Source organism: Ancylobacter oerskovii, assembly GCF_018390555.1.
Classification (GTDB): Bacteria; Pseudomonadota; Alphaproteobacteria; order Rhizobiales; family Xanthobacteraceae; genus Ancylobacter; species Ancylobacter oerskovii.
On sequence record NZ_JAHBGB010000027.1, the window covers coordinates 1 to 21,167 of the forward strand.

Here is a 21,167-nt window from a genome sequence, read left to right on the forward strand (position 1 = left end):
CGTGCCAACCGACCGCATCATCATGCACCCCACCTCGCTCGCCCCATCCGCCGGGGCCGCCCTTCGCGACAGGCTGACATCACCAACGCCTTGCCTTCCCCGCTCCCTCTCCCCGACCTCTTCTTTCCTCTCCCTCTCCCCGTTGGGGAGAGGTGGCCCGCGCAGCGGGTCGGTGAGGGGCGACGACATCGGGAAGTGAAGCCAGCCCCGCGCTCCTCGCCCTCGTCCCTCGCCTCCCACGACGTGCCAACCGACCGCATCATCATGCACCCCACCTCGCTCGCCCCATCCGCCGGGGCCGCCCTTTCGTGATAGGCTGACATCCTCGACGCATTGCCTTCCCCGCTCCCTCTCCCCGACCTCTTCTTTCCTCTCCCTCTCCCCGTTGGGGAGAGGTGGCCCGCGAAGCGGGTCGGTGAGGGGCGACGCCATCGGGAGGCGTGAAAGGCTCTTCCCCGGGCAGGCAGAGCCTGTCGCGCCGCCCCTCCTTCAGGACCATCCCATGCACGGCCCCCAGCCCCCCATCCACCCCGGCGAGATCCTCCGCGAGGAATTCCTGCTGCCGCTGAACCTCAGCCCCTATGCAGTGGCCAGGGCGGTGCATGTGCCGCGCACCCGGATCGAGCGGCTGGCGCGGGAGCAAACCTCGGTCACCGCCGACACCGCCCTGCGGCTCGGCCGCCTGTTCGGCACCGGACCGGAATTCTGGATGAACCTTCAGGCCGCCCACGATCTCGGGCGCGCCGAGCGGGCGGCCGCCGATGTCGTGGACATCCGCCCGCTCGACGGCACCGCCTGATCCGCCGCGCGTCGCCACCCCGGCTGACACCCCGCGGCGATTTCTGCTAGGGGATGCCGCATGATCGCCCCGTCTCCCGCCTTCTGCGCCGAACTCGACCAGTTGTTCCGCTGGCGGCGGGATGTCCGGCATTTCGAGACGCGGCCGCTGCCGGAAGGGCTGCTCGATATCCTGCTCCGCCAGGCCTGCCAGGCGCCGAGCGTCGGCCTCAGCCAGCCCTGGCGCTTCGTGCGCGTCGCCTCGGCCGGGCGGCGGGCGGCGGTGCGCGCCATCTTCGAGGCCTGCAATGCCGAGGCGCTGGCCGCCCAGCCGGAGGCGCGCGCCGGCCTGTATGCCCGGCTGAAGCTCGCCGGCCTCGACGATGCGCCCGAGCAGGTCGCCGTCTTCGTGGACACGCAGACGCAGATCGGCCACGGTCTCGGCCGCGCCACCATGCCGGAGACCCTCTCCTATTCCGCCGTGCTGGCCGTGCACACGCTGTGGCTGGCCGCCGCCGCGCGCGGCCTCGGCCTCGGCTGGGTGTCGATCCTCGACGCGCCGGCGGTGGCCGAGGCGCTCGACGTGCCCCGGCACTGGCGGCTCACCGCCTATCTGTGCATAGGCTATCCGCGCGCGCCTTCCGACGTCCCGGAGCTCGAGCGCGCCGGCTGGGAGCATCGCCTGCCGCCCGACGACGTCCTTCTGGAGCGCTGAGCGAACCCGGATCCCATGGCCCGCCGCCCGACCATATTGCTCTACCTCCCGGAGACGCTCCGCTTCCTCACCCGGCTGCCGGTGCCGCGCTTCGCATGGGAACCGGAGGCGGGCCCGCCGGATCTCGACCGTCTCGGCCCCAGCTTTCCGCTCGCCGGTGCACTGATCGGCCTGATCGGCCTCATCGTCCACCTCACCGCACTCGTCCTCCTGCCCGGATTCGTCGCCGCGACGCTGGCGGTCGGGGCGATGGTCCTCGCCACCGGGGCGCTGCACGAGGACGGCTTCGCCGATACCGCCGACGGTCTCGGCGGCATGGACAGGGAGCGCCGGCTCGCCATCATGCGCGACAGCCGCCTCGGCACCTTCGGGGCGCTGGCGCTGATGCTGGCGCTGCTGTTGCGGATCGGCGCGCTCGAAGGGCTCGCCGCGATATCCTGGGCGGGCGCCGCCAGCGCGCTCCTCGCCGCCTCCAGCCTTGCCCGCCTGGGCGCGCTGGCGGTGGTCGGCGCCCTGCCCTCCGCCCGGCCGGATGGCCTTGCCGGCCGCGCCGGCCGCCCCTCCGTCGCCACATTGTGGAAGGCGGGGATCGCCGCCCTGGCCATCTCCGCCATTTCCCTAGCGCTGGCAAATGGTTGGAAGGAACTGGCCGGCGGTCTTTTCCTCGCCGCCATCGCCTGGATCGGCATCATTCGCCTTGCGTCGGCCAAATTTGGCGGGCAAACCGGCGACGTCGCCGGTGCGGCGGCGCTGACCGTCGAGATTGCGTTCCTTCTGGGGGCGCTTATCTTCGCGCGGTCGATCGGATGAACCGCCGATTCCAATGCCCAAACGTGTTTCTACCCCCTGTATCGGAGTGTGCGCGCTCGATACCGCCGGCCGTTCCTGCATCGGCTGCGGGCGCACGCTCGAGGAGATCGGCGCCTGGCCCAGCCTCGACGAAACCGCGCGCCGCGCGATCATGAACCGCCTCGCCCGCCAGAACCGCCGCGAGTCCGGGCGATGAATGCCGACCGCTTCATGTGGGTGGTGGTGATAGGCCTCGCCGCCGGCATCGGGCTGATCGTGTGGAATGCCGAGGCCGGGGGCATAGCCGGCCTCACCACCAACCAGCTCACCCGCCTCATCGCCCTGTCGGCGGTGGCGCTGGTGGTCGGCGCCGGCGCGGTTGCCGCCTTTGCCGGCCGCCTGGGCGACGCGCTGCGCGCGGCGGCGCTCTGGCTGGTCATCTTCGCCGTGCTGGGGCTCGGCTACACCTATCGCTTTGAAATCCATGGCGTTGCCTATCGCGTGCTCGCCGAGCTCGCCCCCGGCTATGCGGTGCCGGTCGGCCACGACACCGGGCCGGCGATCGAGGTGGCCCGCGCCCGCGACGGCGATTTCAACATCCGCGTCGAGATCAACGGCAACCGCATTCCGATGTTGGTCGATACCGGCGCCTCCAGCGTCGTGCTCACCCCGGAGGACGCGGTGGCCGCCGGCCTGCCGATGGAGCTGCTGCGCTACGACATTCCCATCGACACCGCCAATGGCCGCGGCCGCGCCGCCGCGGTGGTGCTCGACCGGGTGTCGATCGCCGGCAGCATCGAGGAGCGGCAGGTGCCGGCGCTGATCGCCAGCCCCGGCACGCTCAAGCACAGCCTGCTCGGCATGACCTTCCTGTCCCGCCTCGACAGCTTCGAGATTCGCGGCGAGAAATTGGTCATGCGGGCCAAGGCCCTGGACCAATAAGCTGAACCTGTTTCCAAGGGTGCGCCCTCAGCCGGCGATCAGCGCCACCAGGAAGCGCAGCCCCATCAGCGCGAGATAGAGACCGAAGCCCACCTCCAGCTGGCGCTTGGTGAAGCGGTGCGCCAGCTTCGCCCCCAACGGCGCCGCCAGCACGGCGATGGTACCGACCAGCACCGCCCCGGGGAGCGAGATGAAGCCCAGCGATAGCGGCGGCAATTCGGCCAGATGCGGCCAGCCGCCCAGCACATAGCCGATCACCCCCGGCACCGCGATGAGCGCGCCCAGACCCGAGGATGTCGCGATCGCGGTATGGATCGGCACCCGGTAGAGCGACAGGATCGCCACCGCGATACCGCCGCCGCTGATCCCGACCAGCGAAGCGATCACGCCGATGAAGGCCCCATAGGCCCGCATCGGCCATGGCCCCGGCAATTTGTCCGCCAGCACCCAGCTCTCGCGTGCGAAAAGGAGGCGGATCGCCATCAGCGTGGCGAACACCACGAAGGCCAGTTGCAGCACGCGGTCCGGCGACACCGCCGCCAGTCCGGTGCCGGCCACCACGCCGAGGACGATCGGCACCACCCATTGCCTGAGCACCCCGGTGTCGATCTTGGTGTGCGAGCGATGGGCGAAGAAGGAGCGCAGCGCAGTGGGCAGGATAATGGCGAGCGCCGAGCCGACCGCCAGGTGCATGCGCTCGGAATCGGGCACGCCGACGGCGCCGAACACCTCGTAGAGCACCGGCACCACGATGGCGCCGCCGCCTATGCCGAACAGCCCGGCCAGTATGCCGGTGGCGAAGCCCGCCACGATCAATATGCCGACCAGCCAGAGAATCTGATCGAGGGGAAGCGATGCGATCATCAGGCCACCAATATCCGCCGTTCCTCGGCGCGGCGCACTTCGTCCACCGCCGCGCGCAATAGCTCGATTCCCGCCTCCGGCTTCACGCCGTCCGTGGCGAGGCGTCGCCGGTAGGCCCGCGCGCCCGGACGGCCGGTGAACAGGCCGAGCATGTGGCGGGTGATGTCGTGCAGCCGTCCGCCGGCGGAAAGATGCGCGGCGATATAGGGCTCGAACGCCGCGACGGCCGAGAACGCGTCCTCATGCGGATCGCGCGCGCCGAACAGGCGGGAATCGACGGCGAGCAGGATCTCCGGCTGCTGATAGGCGGCACGCCCCAGCATCACGCCGTCGACATGGGCGAGGTGCGCCTGCGCCTCCTCCAGCGAGCCGATGCCGCCATTGATGATGACCGGCACCTGCGGCAGGCGTCGCTTCAACCGGTAGACCCGGTCATAGTCGAGCGGCGGAATGTCCCGGTTCTCCTTCGGGGACAGGCCTTGCAGCCACGCCTTGCGGGCATGCACGGTGAGCGTGTCGGCACCGGCCGCCAGCACCGCGTCGGCCAGCGCGTCGAGCGCGACTTCCGGGTCCTGCTCGTCGACGCCGATGCGGCATTTCACGGTGACGGGAAGGCCGACCTCCCGCTTCATCGCCGCGACGCAGCGGGCGACCAGCGCCGGATCGCGCATCAGGCAGGCGCCGAAATTGCCCCCCTGCACCCGATCGGAAGGGCAGCCGACATTCAGGTTGATCTCGTCATATCCCCATGCCGCCGCGATGGCCGCCGCCTTCGCCAGGGCGTCTGGGTCGGAGCCGCCCAGTTGCAACGCCAGAGGGTGCTCGGCCGCGGCGAAACCGATCAACCGCTCACGATCGCCATGGATCACCGCATTGGCAGTCACCATCTCCGTATAAAGCAGCGACCGGGCCGACAAGGTACGGTGAAACGCCCGGCAATGACGGTCCGTCCAGTCCATCATGGGGGCGACGGAGAACCTAAGCCGTTGATAAATATTCATTTCTTTTGTCGGCCGGTGCACACGTCCCGTTTCGTGTGCACGTTTCTACGCTATCGCATGCCGCTTTTGCTACGTTCGACACCGAAATGTCGGCGAAAATGGAGCTCTGGACCCGAGCCTCCTTCGGCTCGAGGCCACTCCGCCCCGCAGCGCCGCCCTCCCCCATCGGCGCCCGCCTCGCTCTCCCAATCGCCGACATGGTCGAAGCCGGCACGGCACCCCGCCGATCGAAAGCGCCGGCACTCGACACGCTCACGCCTCGACCGACGAGGGTGCCGCCGGGTCTCGATCACCTGCCGTGGAAGATCGTGCTGGCCCCGTCCAGGAAGGTACGGCAATGGGCGACGAACCTCTCCGGGTACTGGAACAGCGCGCCATGGCCGGAGTCCGGGTAGAGGATCAGCTCGGCATTCCGCATCGCCTTGAACATGTTGTAGGCGTTGAGGCTGGGAAACATGGTGTCGTCGCCGCCATGCACGATCAGCGCGGGCTGCCCGATGGAGCGCAGCGTCGCCTCGCCCTCGTCCTGGCGCGCGCACCAGCCGATGATCGCCCTCGCCTGCGGCCCGCTGACATCGTCGCCGCTCTCCAGGTCGCGGTCTCGCCTGCGGGCGGCGGCGCGGGCGACAAAGGCCCGGCCGGCGCGCTGGCTCGCCTCGGAGGGCGTGAAGAACAGCGGCAGCCGCACATCCGGCGCGCCCTTCGCAAACGCTTCCTCTACGACGGCGAGCAGGTGCTCCTCGCCGCCGCGCGGTGCCGCGCCGGCGATGATGATCCGGGCGACCAGATCCGGCTGCTGCACGGCGAGGAGCTGCGCCAGCATGCCGTCGAGGAATTCGGTGATTGCGGTTTCAAGCGACATGATCGGTCCTTCGCGAGCCGGCCGGCTCGACGTCACGACGGGTTGGAAATGGCGGGAGGGTCACATGGTGAGGACGATGCGGAAGCGGGCCGGCGAATTGCGCAGGGCGCTGAAGGTGGTGAGGCCGGCGCAGAGCAGCGGCGCGACGGCCTCGGATGAGAGGCTGTCGGGGACCGACACCAGCCCGCTGGCCCGCGCCAGCATGGACTGCGCGTAGCCGCCATCGTGGTGGACGCCGGTGAATTCCTGGTTCCGGCAATTGACGAGGTCGCCCCGGCGACACTCCTCGCAATGGCCGCAGCTGCCGCCGAGGAAGCCGACGCCGACGCGCTGCCCGAGCGTCCAGCCCTCGACATGGTCGCCGATCGTGTCGATCACGCCCACCGCCTCATGGCCCGGCACGCGCGGCCAGGCGATCGGAAACGCGCCCTCGACCGTGCTCGCGTCGGAATGGCAGACGCCGCAGGCCTGCACGCGCAGGCGCACAGTTCCTTCGGCGCCCGAGTGAAGACGGTGCTGAAGCGCAGTCTGGCGAGCGGGAGGCCAGAACTCGCCGACGTCGCCCGGGACCTCGGCACGAGCGAGCGCACCCTGCAGCGGCGCATCACCGACGAGCAGACGACCTTCAGCGCACTGCTCGTCGAAGCTCGGCGGGAACTCGGCCGACAGTTGCTGGCGGATCCTTCGACCGACATCGAGGAGGTAGCCTGCCTGCTCGGCTACCAGGATGCGAGCTCGTTCTATCGCGCGTTCCGCGACTGGGAGGGCGTCACGCCGGGCGAATGGCGCGAACGCGAGGACCTGCGTGACACGGCCGCCGAGGCCCGTCCGCCCGGGCACATTGAGGGGATTGGCGCACGTCCCCAGTCGGTGCGCGAGGTCGCCACGCAGCCTGCCGCACTATGCGGCAAACATTCCGAGGTTTCTCCTGAACAGCCGAGCAGACCTTTACTTGGCCGCCCACGCCATCGACCGTGCTGCTTCGGCGGCGACAGGTCACGACGGGCATTCCGCGCCCGTCGCGATCCAGGCTTCGATCAGCGCGCCGAAGACTTCCTGCGTTCCCGGCGCGGGACGGCGCCCAGCCCCCGGCTGCCACGCCCAGGCGACGAGATGATCCGTACTCATATGCTTGTGAATATCGGCGAGCGATCGTCCGCCATTGCGGGCGGGATCTTTGAGCTGCCGGCAGATCTCGCCGAGAGTGAGGCCCTGCCAGGCCATGCTCGCCGGCGCGAGCAACCAGTGCTCGGCGCCCGGTATCGATCCCACACGGCTGCCCGGCAGGGACGTGTTCTTGAAGCGATGACAGGAATGACAGTTGAGGCCGGCAACGCCCATGCCACTCTCGCCGGCCTGTATCGGCGGCCGGTGCGGATGCCGGTCATCCCCCTGCGTCGGGCTGCGCGTCGCCGGGTGGCAATTGATGCAACGCGGGCCGGTAATCACCTTGGCAGCCTCGGTGAAAAGCGCGCGCGAGCGGGCGCTCGGCTCGCCGATCGACTGGAAATCGGCAACGCCCTTGAGCGTGCCATCGGCCGGGGGCTGGATCTTGTCGTCCGCAAGGCCGCTGCCGACCGCCAATGTCACGGCGAGCAGCGCTTCCGCGGCGCACGCGGCGAACGCCACGCCTGACACCTCCTGAAAGCGTCGCATGACGGTCAGCTCCCACGCAGATCGGTGGTGGCGAGGGGCAGGCTACGCAGCCGCTTGCCGGTTGCCGCGAAGATCGCGTTCATCAGCGCAGGGGCCACGCCGGGCGTTCCCAGTTCGCCGATGCCGCCCGGCGCCTCCGCGCTTGCCATGACATGGACGTCGATGAGCGGGCATTCGTTCATGCGCAGGACCGGCTGGTCGTCGAAATTGCCCTCGACGATCGCCCCCTGCTCTATGGTGAGGCGCCCGTACAGCGCCGCGCTGAGCCCGTAGACGATGCCGCTCTCCACCTGCTGGCGCAGCACATCGGGATTGACGACGAGCCCGCAATCGACGGCCGCGACGATCCTCTCCACCTTCAGCGTGCCGTCCGGCCGAACATGGACCTGCGCGACCATCGCCGCGAAGCTGCCAAAGGCCGACAGCAGCGCGACGCCGCGGCCCCGTTCCGCCCCGGGATCGCGCCCCCAGCCCGCATGGTCGGCGGCGAGGTCGAGCACGGCTTTCATCCGCGGATTGTTGCCGAGGAGGCGTCGGCGATATTCCACCGGATCGATCCCGGCCAGATGGGCGGCCTCGTCGATCCCGCCTTCGACGGCGGGAGCGTTGCGCGTGGGACCGACGCCCCGCCAATTGCCGGTCAGCATGCCGTCCGGCGCTTCGTGGCGTACGAATTCCACGCGCTTGCTGGCGACGTCGTAGGGGCTTTCCGCGGCGTCCACGATGTCGAGATCGATGCCGTCCTTGAACAGCACCGGAAGAAAGCGGGCCATGATCGCCGGCCCGACCACGCGGTGGCGCCACGACACCGGCATGCCGTCCGGGCCGAGCCGGATGTCGATGCGGCTGCGGTTGAGGTAGCGATAGGAATCGTGCCGCACGTCCTCCTCGCGGCTCCACACCACCTGCACCGGCCCATCGACCTGCTGCGCCACCCGCACCGCCATGATCACGACGTCATGGTCCAGCCGGCGGCCAAAGCCGCCGCCGAGGAACTGGTTGTGGATGACGACCTTCTCGACCGGCAGGCCGGTGAGATCTGCCGCCGCCTGGCGGGCCCGGCCGGCCACCTGTGTCCCCACCCAGACGTCGCAACCATCGGGCCGAACATGCACGGTGCAGTTCATCGGCTCCATGGTGGTGTGCGGCAAGATGGGCAGGCGATAAATGGCTTCGATGCCGCGCGGGTGCCGCGCCTCCGCCGCGTCGACGTCGCCCTGGTCGAACGCGACCCGCGCGGTACCGTCCAGCGCCGCGTCGGCGCTGCGCTCCAGCTCCCCGATGGTGAGATCGCCGTTCGCGCCGCGATTCCACGCGATATCGAGGGCCGCGAGGCCCTTGCGGGCCGCGCCGGTATGGTCGGCCACCACCGCCACCGCGTCGCTGAGCCGGACGACCTTGCGCACGCCCTTCACCTTCAGCGCCGGAGCCTCGTCGACGCTCTGGAGCGTTCCGCCGAATGTTGGACAGATGGCGATCGCGGCAAATTTCGCCTCCGCAGGACGGGCATCCAGCCCGAACTTCGCACTGCCGTTCACCTTTGCCGGCGTGTCGATGCGCCGGGCCGGCTTGCCGATCAGCTGGAACTCGCTCGCCGGCTTCAGGGCGACACCTTGCGGGACAGGCAGCGTCGCCGCCTTGTCGACGAGTGCGCCATAGGCGAGCCGCCGCCCGCTTGCCGTGTGGATCACCTCCCCCGCCTCGGCACGGCAGGTCGCGGGCGCGACGCCCCATTCATCCGCGGCCGCGGCGATCAGCATGCTGCGCGCGGTCGCCCCGGCCTGGCGCATCGGTTCCCAGAAGCCGCGTATGGTGACGGAACCGCCGGTGATCTGATCGCCCAGCATGGGATGGGCGTAGCGTGCCGGATCGGCGGGTGCGGCAACCGCGACGATCTGGTTGAGCCTCACCTCCAGCTCCTCGGCGAGCAGGGTGGACAGGCCCATATAGACGCCCTGCCCCATCTCCACCGACGCGATGACCAGCTCGATCTTTCCGGCCGGTGGAATGCGGATGAAGGGAGTGAGCGCTGTCGCATCGGCGGCTTGCGCCGGGCCGACCAGGCGGGGAGCAATGACGAGGCTACCTCCGGCGAGCACTACCGAGATGAGGAAGGTGCGGCGGGAAAGCGATGCCGTCCCGATCCTGGCAAAGGCGCTCATCTCAGCCTCCTCCGGTGGAAGCCGGGGCCGGCCGCGATCTGCCTGATGGCGGCGCGGATGCGCGGGTAGGTACCGCAGCGGCAGATATTGCCCGACATCACGGCATCGATGTCGTCGTCGCTGGGAGAGGGATTTTCATTCAGCAGCGCGGTTGCAGACATGATCTGTCCGGACTGGCAATAGCCGCACTGGACGACTTCCTGTTCCAGCCACGCCTGCTGGACACGATTGCCGACCTGCGTCGAGCCGACGGCTTCGATCGTCATGATCGCCGCGGTGCCGGCACTTTCGACGGTCGTCACACAGGACCGTACCGCCTGTCCGTCGAGATGCACGGTGCAGGCGCCGCACTGGGCGACGCCGCAGCCGAATTTGGTACCGGTAAGACCGATAACATCGCGCAACGCCCATAAAAGCGGGGTATCGGCATCTACGTCGACAGAATAATTCTTTCCATTCACGTTGAGCGAATAGGCCATCTGGAGGCTCCCTCTCCCGAACAGCGGCCGCAACATCTTCCCTACGTAATGGACGCTATATTGTTGCGCAGATTTATTAGGTTAATTTAGGTAAAAACTGGTTATTTCGCGCATATCTATCCTGTATCTATCCATTATTTATTGAACAGTTGCGGCAAGGATGCCGCTCGGGGCCGCATCGAGGCGATGGGCGCGTTATCGCCGGCCACGACGCCGGGCCCTTCTCTTCCCCGCCGCGCTCAATGGAGAGCTTCGATGCGCACGCAGGCGCCACCGGCCGTCACTCATCATCGCACCGCACGGATCGACGGGCTGGAGATCTTCTACCGCGAGGCGGGCCCTGCCGATGCCCCCGCGGTGGTCCTGCTGCACGGGTTTCCCAGCTCGTCGCACATGTATCGCAACCTCATTCCCGCGCTCGCCGACCGCTACCGGGTCGTCGCGCCCGACCTGCCGGGGTTCGGCCTGTCCGCCATGCCTGCGCGCACGGAGTTCGACTATGGATTCGGACGCTTCGCCGATATCGTCGAGGGGCTGCTCGACAACCTCGGCGTCGGGCGGTTCGCGCTCTACGTGATGGATTACGGCGCCCCGACCGGCTTTCGGCTGGCCCTGAAGAACCCCGAGCGCATCGCCGCATTGATCACGCAGAACGGCAATGCCTATGAAGATGGCTTGCAGGACTTCTGGGATCAGACCCGCGCCTTGTGGGCCGACAACAGCGCCGCCAATCGCGATGCGCTGCGCGGCTTCATGACGCTGGACGGCACCCGGTTCCAATATGTCGACGGCGTGCGGGACATTTCGCGCCTCGATCCCGCTGCGTGGCTGCACGACCAGCTTTTTCTCGATCGACCGGGCAATGTCGATATCCAGCTCGACATCATCTACGACTATCGCACCAATGTTGAGCTTTACCCTGCCTTCCAGTCCTATTTCCGCACGTTTCGCCCGCCGACCCTGATCGTCTGGGGCGCCAATGACCGCATCTTTCCGGTCGAGGCCGCCCGAGCCTTCCTGCGCGACCTTCCCGATGCCGAGTTGCATCTCCTCGACAGCGGGCATTTCGCTCTCGAGGACAAGGGGGACGAAATCGTCCCGCTGATGCGTGACTTCCTGCAGCGCCACCTGCCGAGCTGAACGCACCCACTCGAACCGGCATCGGAGAGAGCCATGCCATCGATGCAATTCTTCGAGCTGATGATCGCCATGCTGCTCGCCATCATCGCCCTCCACTATCTCGCGACGCGGCTGAAGCTGCCGCCGGCCGTGGCGCTGCTGGCAGGCGGCTCGGCCCTCGCCTTTCTGCCGGGCCTGCCCACGGTAACGCTCGATCCGGCCCTGGTGCTCGTCATCTTCCTGCCGCCGCTGCTGATGGACGGCGCATGGTTCATCGCGGTTCGCCCCTTGCGTCGGCACATGTTCGGCATCGCCGCGCTCGCGGTGGGCGCCGTGCTGTTTACGACGGTGGTTGTCGCCGTGGTCACACACGCGCTGCTGCCCGAGCTGCCCTGGGCCGCCTGCGCCGCCCTGGGCGCCATCGTCTCGCCGCCCGACGCCGTCTCGGCACGGGCCGTGCTGAGCCAGCTCAAGCTGCCGCGCCGCCTGTCGATCCTGCTCGAGGGCGAGAGCCTGTTCAACGACGCCACCGGTCTGGTGCTTTTCCGCTTCGCCATTGCCGCCGGCGTGACGGGCGCCTTCAGCGCCACCGCCGCGCTGCAGAGCTTCGTCGCCCTCGCGCTCGGCGGCGCCGCCGTCGGCGTGGTCGTGAGCGCGATCTGGGTTCTCCTCGTCCGGCGGCTCGGCGACGACTACCTCATCATTGCGGCGTCGGTTCTCGTGTGCTGGGCGGCGTATCTTGTCGCCGAAAGTCTCCACGTATCCGGCGTCATCGCCACCGTGATGGCCGGGCTGATCTGCGGCTGCTATCAGCACGCGCTCTTTCCAGCCTCGGTCCGAATGCGGGGAACGTCATTCTGGACGGTGATGATCTTCCTGATGGAAGCGCTGGTCTTTCTGCTCATCGGCCTGTCGCTGCGCGGGGTGATCGAGCGGGTCGGCGGCTTCGTTGTGGTGCTCGACGAGATGGCAGGGCCCATCCTGATCATTCTCCTCGCCATGACCGCCGCCCGCTTCGTGTGGGTCTTCGGCTCCGACGCGATCATCCTGATCGCCCGCATGCTCGGCTTCCGCCGCTACGCCCCCCTCGGGCCGCGCTGCGCCGTGGCACTCGGCTGGGCCGGCATGCGGGGCGTGGTGACGCTGGCGGTGGCGCTCAGCTTGCCGGAGAATTTTCCGGGGCGCGACTTCATGCTTGTGACCGCCTTCGCGGTCATTCTCGTCACGGTCCTCATCCAGGGCATGACGCTCGGAAGTCTGATCCGCTGGGCGAATTTCGAGGAGGCGGCCGTCGACCGGCCGCGCCTCACCATGAGCCAGGCGGAGGCGGCGATGGCGCGCGTACAGGCGGAGCGTGTCGCGACGCTCGCCTATGACGAGGCCGGCCACCTGATCCATCCATTGCTGCTCGAGCGCTATCGGCGCAAGGCCGAGCACATGGCGGACTATGCCGGCCGCGAGGTCGACTTCGCGCCGTCCATGCATGCTCATTTCGATGTCGTGCTGGAGGCCGTCCGCGCCGGACGAGCCGAGTTGCTGCGTCTTCATCGCAGCGGCGACATCGACGAGGAGACGCTGCAGGAGCTCGAGCGGGATCTCGATCTCGAAGAGCTCGGCGCCCTGGCCGAAAAGGCGTAGCTCCGCCTCCGAGGCAACGCCCGTCGGCGCCGTTCGGCGCCGTCCATGCGGTGGGCCTTGCGGCAGCACGCGGAGCGCTATCGGATCACCGGAAGACGGGGAGACCTCACCGATCAGGATCAGGAGGCGGCAAGCTCGCTTAGGGTTCCGTAGCTCGTATAGCCCTCGGCGCCGCCGCCGTAGAACGTCGTATTGTCGGCATCGGCCAGCGGCGCGTCGCGACGCAGCCGCTCGACCAGATCCGGGTTGCTGATGAACGGGCGACCGAAGGCGATCATGGCGGCATGCCCCGATCCGATGGCGTCGAGCGCCAGCTGCCGGTCATAGCCGTTATTGGCGATATACTTGCCGCCGAATACGGCATGCAGCGCCTTGAAGTCGAAGTCGGCGGCGGCGTTGGGTCCGCGCGTCTGGCCTTCCACGCAATGGAGATAGGCCAATCCGAGCTGCCCCAGTTGATGCGCCAGATAGCCGTAGGTCGCCCGGGGATTGCTGTCCAACGGAGTGTCCCCGACCGCGCGCGTGAGCGGCGAAAGCCTTACGCCGACACGGTCGGCGCCGACGATCTCCGCGACGGCCGTGACGACCTCGATGGGGAGCCGGGTCCGGTTCTCGATCGAGCCGCCATAGGCATCGGTGCGCTTGTTGGTGCTGTCGCGGATGAACTGCTCCAGCAGATAGCAATTGGCCGCATGAACCTCGACGCCGTCGAAGCCCGCTTCCCTGGCCCGACGCGCGGCGTTCCTGTAATCCTCGATCAGGCTGGGGATTTCCCCGGTCTCGAGCGCACGCGGCATCGAGGGCGGGGCCTGCGTCTGGGTTTCGAGAAAGATCAGCTCACCCGCGCGAATGGCCGACGGCGCGACCGGCGCGGCGCCGCCCTCCTGCAGGTCGACATGGGACATGCGGCCGACATGCCAGAGCTGGCAGACGATCTTGCCGCCGGCACCATGCACCGCTTCGACGACGCGATGCCAGGCCGCGACATGCGCATCCGTGTAGATCCCGGGGGTGAAGGCGTAACCCCGCCCCTGCCTTGAAATATTGGTGGCCTCGGAAATGATGAGGCCGGCCGACGCGCGCTGCCGGTAATATTCGACGGCGAGTTCGGAATGAACGCCGTCGGCGTCGGCGCGCGAGCGTGTAAGCGGTGCCATCGCGATGCGGTTGGCAACGCTCATGGCCCCGATCGTCGCCGGGGAAAACAGGGATGAAGAGCCATCAGTTGACACGTCGACAACCTCGATTGCGCGGCAAAGCGGGAAGATGCGCGAACCACGCCTCGACGGATCCTGCCGTCAAGCGACCGGCGGGTTTGCAGGAAGCAGCTTAGCGACCTCGTCGCTGCGAGCCCGTCAAAGCTGGTCAAAAGCGGTAAACGCTCCGTCCGCTCCGGCCCGTTGCCACCCGATGAACCATGCAGGAACGGCCAGCCACCGGCCGCCCCCGCGCGACGGCAGCCCGCGGATCGCCGAGATCATGCGAAGAGCGGCTGAAACCGGATCAATCGAGCGTCAGGAAGGCATGAAGTCGACGCCGGGCGTCGGTCAGCTCCGTGAACTGCGTGTCGTCCTTGAACCGGGCACAGGTTCGATCGAGAAGCTCATAGGCATCGGCGACGTGCCCGTCCGTCTCCAGCTTCGCCGACAATGCGAATGCCGCGCGGAGCTCCAGCGTCAGGGCGCCGATTTCCCTGGCCTTGCCGATCGCAAGCCGCAACAGGCGTTCAGCCTCGCCCGCGTTACCCGAGCGAAGCTCGATCAAGCCGGATATGCGCAGAATCTCGGGCATGCACCATTCGGCGCACTGGATGCACGCCATGGAATGGGCTTCCTCGATCAGTTCGCGCGCCTCCTCCCTGGCTCCCGACGCCAGGAGCGCCTCGGCGACCATGCTGAAATGCATGGGAGCGCGCAGCAGGAAGCGCGCCGCCATGAGCTCCTCCAGCCGGACCCGCATCTCGGCGGCGGCGCCCGGTTCCTGGCGCTTGGCACGGAGCACGCTCCTGAAGAAGCGGCAGACTTCGCGCCAGATGCCGATGTCTTCCTTCAGGCCGTTCTGTTCGAGCGACGTCAGGAAACGGGCCGCGCTCTGCAGGTCGCCCGTCCAGAGCGCTATGGGGATGGCGCAGACGGCCAGCGCGTTCGATTGGGAGACGACATGTCCGGTCGCCTCGGCGCGGTCGACCGCCTCCCGCGCCATGTCCATCGCACGGTCCGGCTCGCCCGATATCCAGAGCACGATCGCGAACGAGCATCGGATGGCCACGCCCCGCTCCGCGTGAAAGCGCGCGAAATGCACCGGATCGGTGGACCGTTGATGACGCGTGACGAGTCGCTCCAGCCTCTGCCTCGCGCTGGCGATCTTGCCGGTATAGATCTCGGCCATCGCAAGAGAGCGGTTGCCTTCGGCCAGGGCCGGCCAGTCGCCCTGCGTCTCGGCGAGGCTCATGAACTGGTTGAACCAGTTGATCCCCTCCTGATTGCGTCCCATGAAGACGAGATAGGAGGCGAGGCCCCACAGGCCATAAAGCTGGTATTTCGGGCTCTGGATCTCGATGCCGAGCTTGTAGCACTCGTGCCAGGCGCTCTCCGCATCGAGAGCGAGATGCATGGCGAAGCTCATCCCGGACGCGCGCGCGGCGATCAGCTTCGCGGTGAGATCCGAAGGGCAGTTGCCCATCTCGCGGGCGGCGAGCAGAGCGCGCTCCACGCGCGATTGCATTTCGCCCATGGAAGACAGCTCGTTCCACAGCGGTATCGCCGCGGCCGTGAGCCGAATGCCCATCATCCTGTCGCCGCCGGGGCCCAAGGCCCAGGCCATGGCGTTGCGCAGATCGTCGACCCGATCGGCATAGTCGACCATCCAGTCGGACTTCTCGCGCCACTCCCACTCTTCGGCGGCGCGTTCGAAAAGCTCGAGGACGTGCCAGGCGCACAGTTGCAGAGCCCGCTCCTGCTCGCCCGCATCTGCCAGTCTTTCCGAAGCGTAGGCGCGCGTACTCTTCAGCAGGCGGTAGCTGAGCTTTCCATCCCGATAGTCCGCGCAGACGATCGACTTGTTCGTCAGCCGCTCCAGGGCATCGATCGTCTGGGTCGCATCGAAACCCGCGGCCCGCGACATGGCGACCGCATCCTGCAACCTGAACGCGCCGGCGAAGACCGAGAGCAGCCTGAGGAGCGCGGCTTCGTCCTCCGACAGCAGCCGGTAGCTCCAATCCAGCGTGGCGAGCAGGGTCTGCTGCCGGAGCGGCGCCGAGCGCTCGCCGTTCCTCACCAGCAGGAATCTCTGCTCCAGCATGCTCGACAGCTGCGGGACGCCCAGGGCGAGCGCCTTGCTGGCCGCCAATTCGATCGCCAGGGCGATGCCGTCGAGACGCCGGCAGATCGCGCAGACGAGCGGTGCGTCGTCATCGGTCAGGACATAGGGGCCCTTCTCCTGCACGCGGGTGACGAAGAGCTGGACGGCCCCGAAGTCCAGGGCTTCTTCCGCGGTGAGACGGGCCGCCTCCGTTGGCAGCGCCAGCGTCGGGAGGCGGTGCACCTGTTCGGAGGTCGTCCGCAGCGGTTCGCGGCTGGTCGCGAGCAGCGTGATCGTCGGTATGGCTTCCAGAAGCCGATTCACCACCGTCGCGACGGCGGCGGCGAGATGCTCGCAATTGTCGAGGATGAGCAGCATGTGTCGACCGTGCAAGAGGTCGATGACTTCCGAAAGCGTATCCTCCGATCGCTGGCGAACACCGACCCCCGCCGCTATGGCCGCCATCGCATATTGCGCGTCCCCCACGGTCGACAGATCGATAAAGGCGACGCCATGGGCATAGGCATCGGACATATGGTGAGCCACGGCGAGGGCGATCGCCGTCTTGCCGACGCCACCGGGCCCGACGACGGTAATCGAACGGGCCACGGTCAGGGTCGCCACGATCTGTGCGATCTCGTTCGAACGCCCGACGATGGCCGGACGCTTGGGAAGCGACCGGGCGGGCGGCGCCGGCGACGCCTGAACGAAAGCCGTCTGCTGCTCGATCTCGACACGCGCGACGAAGCGATACCCACGGCCGGCGACCGTCGCGATGTAGGGATCCGACGAGCCTTCGGCCAATGTCCGGCGAAGCGCCGCCATGTTGACCTTGAGATTTGCCTCCTGCACGAATGTATCCGGCCAGACGAACTGCAGAAGCTCGTTCTTGGTGACGACTTCGCCCGGCCTTCGTGCAAGCAAGGTCAGTATGTCGAGCGCCCTGCCGCCTATGCGCACCTGGATACCGTTACGAAGCAGCAGCTGGCGGCTAGGCACGAGCCTGAACGGGCCGAACACATAGGTTGTGCCATCGGGTTCGGGACACTGTGCTTCCATGCCCTGCAATAGCCCTTGTTGAAGCTGTCGCCCGTCGCTCCTTCCAAAGCGCGGCCAAGTCTACAAAGTTCTCATGTGGCTGCAGCTTCCCGACAGGAGGATGCCCCAAGGACTTACCCCATACAAGATCACAGCGCGGCGGCTGGCATCCCGTGAGGACGTCTATTCTGGTTTTCTCCTGTTCTTGCATGGGAAATCAACAGCTTCCCCGGCGCGGCTCCGCAGTGCCGACGCCTCAATTTACCGTTTCTTACCAAGTTTAACGCCGCAGGACGGTCCGTTCGCAGCGGGCCGGAGGATGGGGTGATAGCTTGAAAGTCGATCGACCTTTCTTGGGACGTCTTTGCCTGGCGGAGTGACTGCATGACGACATCTCGTCGTAACGCTTTGAAATTGGGCCTCTTGTGCCTGGCGCTGCTCGCGGGGGGAGGAACCGAGAGCGCCTCGGCGCAAGCGAGGAACAAGTTCGTCTTTGCCAATAGCAGCGCCTTCGACAGTCTCGATCCCCATACGGTCTTCGATCAGGGCCGTGCCGCGGTCCGCTTCAATCTCTATGACGGGCTCTACCGTTTCGTGGACAACCCGCCGAAGCTGATTCCCTGGCTGGCGGAGAGCCATACGGTCTCCGACGACCGGAAGACCTACACCTTCAAGCTGCGGCCCGATGCCAGGTTTCACGACGGCACGCCGGTGACGTCTGCCGACGTCGCCTATTCGGTCGAGCGCATCATCGCGCTGAGGAAGGGCCCCGCGAGCTTCTATCTCGACCTCATCAAGCCCGGCACGACGCAGACACCCGATCCGCACACCGTCATCTTCAATCTCGCCACCCCCTCGGCGCTCTTCCTGACGACGGTGCCGGACATTCTCGTGGTGAACAGCACTCTCGTGAAGTCCAGGGAGAAGGACGGAGACTGGGGCGCGGGCTGGCTGGCCCGCAACGAAGCCGGAACGGGCTCCTATGTCCTGCGCCGTTACGAGCCGGCGATCGGCTGGACCGGACAGCGCTTCGCGGAACACTTCGCCGGCTGGGCCGGACAGCCGATCGACGAGGTCGAATTCCGCACCGTGCTGGAGACCAATACCCGTGTGCTCGGACTGATGCGCGGCGACTTCGACGGGGCGGACGGCTTGCCCTACGATCAGATCCTGCGCCTGAAGCAGTCCCCCAACGTGCAGATACTCGAACAGGAGTCGATGCGCATCTTCCTGCTGGCGCTCAACAACAGCAAGCCGCTGATGAACGACGTGCACTTCCGGCGGGCCCTCGCCTATTCCTTCGATTATGACGGCTTCATCAAGAACATCATGAAGGATTCGGTGACCCGCAATCCCGGTCCCAATCCGGTCACCATCTGGGGATCGCCGGCCGGGTTGAAGGGCTACAGCTTCGACCTCGCCAAGGCCCGCGAGGAACTCGCGCAGGTAAAGCAGCCTCTGCGGAAAATCAGCATCAATTCGCTGGCCGGCTACAGCGAATCCGAGCAGGCGGCCGTGCTCTTCCAGGGCGCGCTACGCCAGATCGGCGTCGAGGCGGACATCGACGTAACGCCCTGGCCGGTGGTGGCCAGCCGCTTCGCCAAGGCGGAAACCCAGGCCGATGTCACGCCGGTCTGGAGGAGCACCTTCTATGTCGACCCGAACAACTGGGTCGGGGAAGGTTTCGGCACGCGCTACCATGGCACGCGCACGATGTCCTACTACAGCAACCCCGAATTCGACCAGTTGCTCGACCGGGCTCTTCTGACAAGCGACCATGAAGAGCGCCGCATGCTTTACGAAAAAATGACGCAGATCGTCAGCGACGATGCGGCCGGCATCTTCATCTACAATACGCGGTGGTATGGCCCCTATTCCACCAGGGTTTCGGGAATCCGGTTCTCGCCGGCAAGCAACGGCAACGACATTCGCTGGGCGTCGATCAAGCGCTGACCAAGACAGGCGGCCTGGAGACGGCATCGTGAACGCATATTCCGTGGTGGCAAATCGGCTGGTCTGGTTCCTGCCGACCCTGCTCGGGCTCCTCGCGGTCGTTTTCGTGCTCGCGCGCATCGTGCCGTCCGATCCCGCCGTTCTGGCCGCCGGCGAGAATGCGTCGGCCGAGCAGGTGCAGGAAACCCGCGATCGCCTCGGCTTCGACCGGCCGCTGCTGGAACAGTTCGTCGAATATCTTCGCGAGGTGGCGCGGGGCGATCTCGGCACCAGCGTCTATACCCAGCAGCCGATTATCCGCGACCTGGCCGAAAGGCTGCCGGCGACGCTCGAGCTCACCTTTGTCGGCGTGCTGGCGGCGGCGCTCATCGGCGTGCCGCTCGGCGTGCTGAGCGCCCTCCATCGCAATTCGTGGCTGGATCACATGCTGCGCCTGGCGAGCGTCCTGCTCATCGGGGTGGCGCCGTTCTGGATCGCGATGCAACTCCAGATGCTGTTCTCGATGCAGCTGGGCTGGTTGCCGCTTTCCGGCCGGATCGACGACGTCGCGCCCGAGGCGGTGACGAGCCTGATAACCATCGATGCGCTGCTCGCCGGCGATCTGCAGCTTTTCCTCTCGGCGCTGCGCCACCTCGTGCTTCCGGCGCTGACGCTGGCTCTGCCCGGTGGGGCCGTGGTGATGCGTTTCACGCGCACCGCCGTGCTCGACGCCGTCACCTCGCCCTCGGTCGCGTATCAGACGGCGATGGGCCTGCCCCGCCGCGTCATCGTCTGGAAGTACATCCTGCGCTCGGCGCTCACGTCGACGGTAACCCAGCTCGGATTGGTGTTCGGCATTTCGATCACCGGCGCGGTGGTGATCGAGGCCGTCTTCGAGTGGCCGGGGCTCGGCACCTATGCGGCGCGTTCGATCCTGCACTCCGACTACAACGCGGTGATGGGAGTGACGCTCTGCGCCGGCATCGTGTTCGCGATCTCCAATCTGCTGGTCGACCTGCTCCAGATGGTCATCGATCCCCGCGGAGTGAAATGACGAAGCTGATCAAGTCCATCATCGGCCATCGCACGGCTCTGGCGGGCCTCCTGCTGCTCGTCCTCGTGACCGCCATCGCGATCGCGGCTCCGCTGATCGCGCCCCATCCCGACGCGGCGGAAAGCTTTCATATCGACCGTCGGCTGATGCCCCCGTCGTCGGAGGCGATCCTCGGCACCGACCGGATGGGCAGCGACATCTTCAGCCGGGTCATTCTGGGCGCACGGATGACGCTGCTCATCACCGCCGCCGTGGTGTGCTCGGGGGTGATCATCGGCGTGCCCATCGGCCTGATCGCCGGATACTTCAATACCGGGCTCAGCATCGCGCTTATGGGGGTCGCCGAGGTTCTCCTGGCGGTGCCGCAGATCATTCTCGCCATCGCGATCACGCAATCGCTCGGCCCGTCGATCGGGAGCGTGATCCTGGCGCTCTCCATCACCTACTGGCCGTTCTGGGCACGGCTCGTCTATGCCGAGACGCGCTCGATCTGCAACGAGATCTTCGTCGAATCCGCCATCGCGCTCGGCGCCTCGTCCTGGCGCGTCATATTCCTTCACATCCTGCCCAACATCGCCTCGTCCATCGTCGTCCGCACCACCGTCGCCGTGGGGACGACGATGTTCGCCTCCGCAACCCTCGGATTCCTCGGGCTCGGCCCGCCGCCTCCCTCACCGGAATGGGGGCGCATGATCGCGGAGAGCCGCGAATATCTGCCGGAAGCGTGGTGGTATGCGGCAGCGCCCGGCCTCGCCCTCTTCGTGACGGTTCTCGGCTTCTCCCTGTTTGGCGACGGGCTGCGCGACATCCTCGATCCCAAGACCCGGCGCAGTGGGTGA

At 67.2% G+C, this 21,167-nt stretch carries 19 protein-coding genes and 1 pseudogene; 11 read left to right on the forward strand and 9 right to left on the reverse strand.

Features of this window, described 5'->3' with window-relative positions; all coding sequences use genetic code 11:
• The first annotated feature begins 502 nt into the window (after nt 1-502).
• Genes KHC19_RS11890 through KHC19_RS11910 form a run of 5 tightly spaced genes read left to right on the forward strand, consistent with a single transcriptional unit; the run spans nt 503 to nt 3,223 of the window.
• Nucleotides 503-799: a HigA family addiction module antitoxin gene (locus tag KHC19_RS11890; RefSeq protein ID WP_213352577.1), complete on the forward strand. Its 297-nt coding sequence runs from the start codon at nt 503-505 to the stop codon at nt 797-799.
• 60 nt (nt 800-859) lie between these two features.
• Nucleotides 860-1,492: a 5,6-dimethylbenzimidazole synthase gene (gene bluB / locus KHC19_RS11895; RefSeq protein WP_213352578.1), complete on the forward strand. Its 633-nt coding sequence runs from the start codon at nt 860-862 to the stop codon at nt 1,490-1,492.
• Nucleotides 1,493-1,507: 15 nt separating this feature from the next.
• On the forward strand, nt 1,508-2,302 hold the full coding sequence (cobS, locus tag KHC19_RS11900; RefSeq protein WP_213352579.1) for an adenosylcobinamide-GDP ribazoletransferase: 795 nt from the start codon (nt 1,508-1,510) through the stop codon (nt 2,300-2,302).
• Between the two features lie 13 nt (nt 2,303-2,315).
• Nucleotides 2,316-2,498 (forward strand): DUF1289 domain-containing protein, encoded by a 183-nt coding sequence (locus KHC19_RS11905; protein ID WP_213352580.1) that lies wholly within the window; start codon nt 2,316-2,318, stop codon nt 2,496-2,498.
• A complete protein-coding gene (locus tag KHC19_RS11910) occupies nt 2,495-3,223 on the forward strand; it encodes a retropepsin-like aspartic protease family protein (RefSeq protein WP_213352581.1) in 729 nt (242 codons plus the stop codon). The genes KHC19_RS11905 and KHC19_RS11910 overlap by 4 nt, the downstream gene beginning before the upstream one ends.
• A gap of 27 nt (nt 3,224-3,250) precedes the next feature.
• Here KHC19_RS11910 and KHC19_RS11915 read toward each other — a convergent pair whose 3' ends face one another.
• The 4 genes from KHC19_RS11915 to KHC19_RS25895 form a co-directional block, all read right to left on the reverse strand.
• On the reverse strand, nt 3,251-4,087 hold the full coding sequence (locus tag KHC19_RS11915) for a sulfite exporter TauE/SafE family protein (RefSeq protein WP_213352582.1): 837 nt from the start codon (nt 4,085-4,087) through the stop codon (nt 3,251-3,253).
• Nucleotides 4,087-5,049, reverse strand: coding sequence for a tRNA dihydrouridine(20/20a) synthase DusA (gene dusA / locus KHC19_RS11920; protein WP_246548771.1), 963 nt, complete (start codon nt 5,047-5,049; stop codon nt 4,087-4,089). Before dusA ends, KHC19_RS11915 begins: the two co-directional genes overlap by 1 nt.
• A 328-nt stretch (nt 5,050-5,377) precedes the next feature.
• On the reverse strand, nt 5,378-5,950 hold the full coding sequence (locus tag KHC19_RS11925) for an alpha/beta fold hydrolase (protein ID WP_465252704.1): 573 nt from the start codon (nt 5,948-5,950) through the stop codon (nt 5,378-5,380).
• 60 nt (nt 5,951-6,010) lie between these two features.
• Nucleotides 6,011-6,436 carry an alcohol dehydrogenase catalytic domain-containing protein gene (locus KHC19_RS25895; protein WP_343207701.1) on the reverse strand — a complete coding sequence of 142 codons (426 nt, stop codon included), beginning with the start codon at nt 6,434-6,436 and terminating at the stop codon, nt 6,011-6,013.
• On the opposite strand from KHC19_RS25895, the pseudogene KHC19_RS25900 reads away from it, so the two are divergent.
• Nucleotides 6,401-6,733 (forward strand): annotated as a pseudogene (locus KHC19_RS25900) (helix-turn-helix transcriptional regulator); the annotation flags it as partial. The gene KHC19_RS25895 and the pseudogene KHC19_RS25900 overlap by 36 nt on opposite strands.
• A gap of 213 nt (nt 6,734-6,946) precedes the next feature.
• Here the strand turns inward: KHC19_RS25900 and KHC19_RS11935 are convergent.
• From KHC19_RS11935 to KHC19_RS11945, 3 genes are read right to left on the reverse strand one after another with little or no spacing between them, the layout of a single operon-like run.
• Nucleotides 6,947-7,606, reverse strand: a complete 660-nt coding sequence (locus KHC19_RS11935) for an Isoquinoline 1-oxidoreductase subunit (RefSeq protein ID WP_213352584.1) — start codon at nt 7,604-7,606, stop codon at nt 6,947-6,949.
• A 5-nt stretch (nt 7,607-7,611) separates the two neighbouring features.
• Nucleotides 7,612-9,768, reverse strand: coding sequence for a xanthine dehydrogenase family protein molybdopterin-binding subunit (locus KHC19_RS11940; RefSeq protein ID WP_213352585.1), 2,157 nt, complete (start codon nt 9,766-9,768; stop codon nt 7,612-7,614).
• Nucleotides 9,765-10,247 (reverse strand): (2Fe-2S)-binding protein, encoded by a 483-nt coding sequence (locus KHC19_RS11945; protein WP_213352586.1) that lies wholly within the window; start codon nt 10,245-10,247, stop codon nt 9,765-9,767. The genes KHC19_RS11940 and KHC19_RS11945 overlap by 4 nt, the downstream gene beginning before the upstream one ends.
• 255 nt (nt 10,248-10,502) lie before the next feature.
• On the opposite strand from KHC19_RS11945, the gene KHC19_RS11950 reads away from it, so the two are divergent.
• Both KHC19_RS11950 and KHC19_RS11955 read left to right on the forward strand, forming a co-directional pair.
• Nucleotides 10,503-11,387 (forward strand): alpha/beta fold hydrolase, encoded by an 885-nt coding sequence (locus tag KHC19_RS11950; RefSeq protein ID WP_246548773.1) that lies wholly within the window; start codon nt 10,503-10,505, stop codon nt 11,385-11,387.
• 33 nt (nt 11,388-11,420) lie between these two features.
• Entirely contained in the window at nt 11,421-13,004 is a 1,584-nt protein-coding gene (locus KHC19_RS11955; protein ID WP_213352588.1) for a Na+/H+ antiporter, read from the forward strand.
• Between the two features lie 119 nt (nt 13,005-13,123).
• Here the strand turns inward: KHC19_RS11955 and KHC19_RS11960 are convergent, their stop codons facing one another.
• Both KHC19_RS11960 and KHC19_RS11965 read right to left on the reverse strand, forming a co-directional pair.
• Nucleotides 13,124-14,236: an alkene reductase gene (locus KHC19_RS11960; RefSeq protein ID WP_343207702.1), complete on the reverse strand. Its 1,113-nt coding sequence runs from the start codon at nt 14,234-14,236 to the stop codon at nt 13,124-13,126.
• 271 nt (nt 14,237-14,507) lie between these two features.
• On the reverse strand, nt 14,508-17,363 hold the full coding sequence (locus tag KHC19_RS11965) for an ATP-binding protein (protein ID WP_213352590.1): 2,856 nt from the start codon (nt 17,361-17,363) through the stop codon (nt 14,508-14,510).
• A 363-nt stretch (nt 17,364-17,726) separates the two neighbouring features.
• Between KHC19_RS11965 and KHC19_RS11970 the strand changes: the two genes are divergently transcribed.
• From KHC19_RS11970 to KHC19_RS11980, 3 genes are read left to right on the forward strand one after another with little or no spacing between them, the layout of a single operon-like run.
• The gene (locus tag KHC19_RS11970) at nt 17,727-19,295 is read left to right on the forward strand and encodes an ABC transporter substrate-binding protein (protein ID WP_213352591.1); all 1,569 of its coding nucleotides are present in this window, start codon (nt 17,727-17,729) and stop codon (nt 19,293-19,295) included.
• A gap of 28 nt (nt 19,296-19,323) precedes the next feature.
• Nucleotides 19,324-20,328, forward strand: a complete 1,005-nt coding sequence (locus tag KHC19_RS11975; RefSeq protein WP_213352592.1) for an ABC transporter permease — start codon at nt 19,324-19,326, stop codon at nt 20,326-20,328.
• Nucleotides 20,325-21,167 (forward strand): ABC transporter permease, encoded by an 843-nt coding sequence (locus tag KHC19_RS11980; protein ID WP_213352593.1) that lies wholly within the window; start codon nt 20,325-20,327, stop codon nt 21,165-21,167. Before KHC19_RS11975 ends, KHC19_RS11980 begins: the two co-directional genes overlap by 4 nt.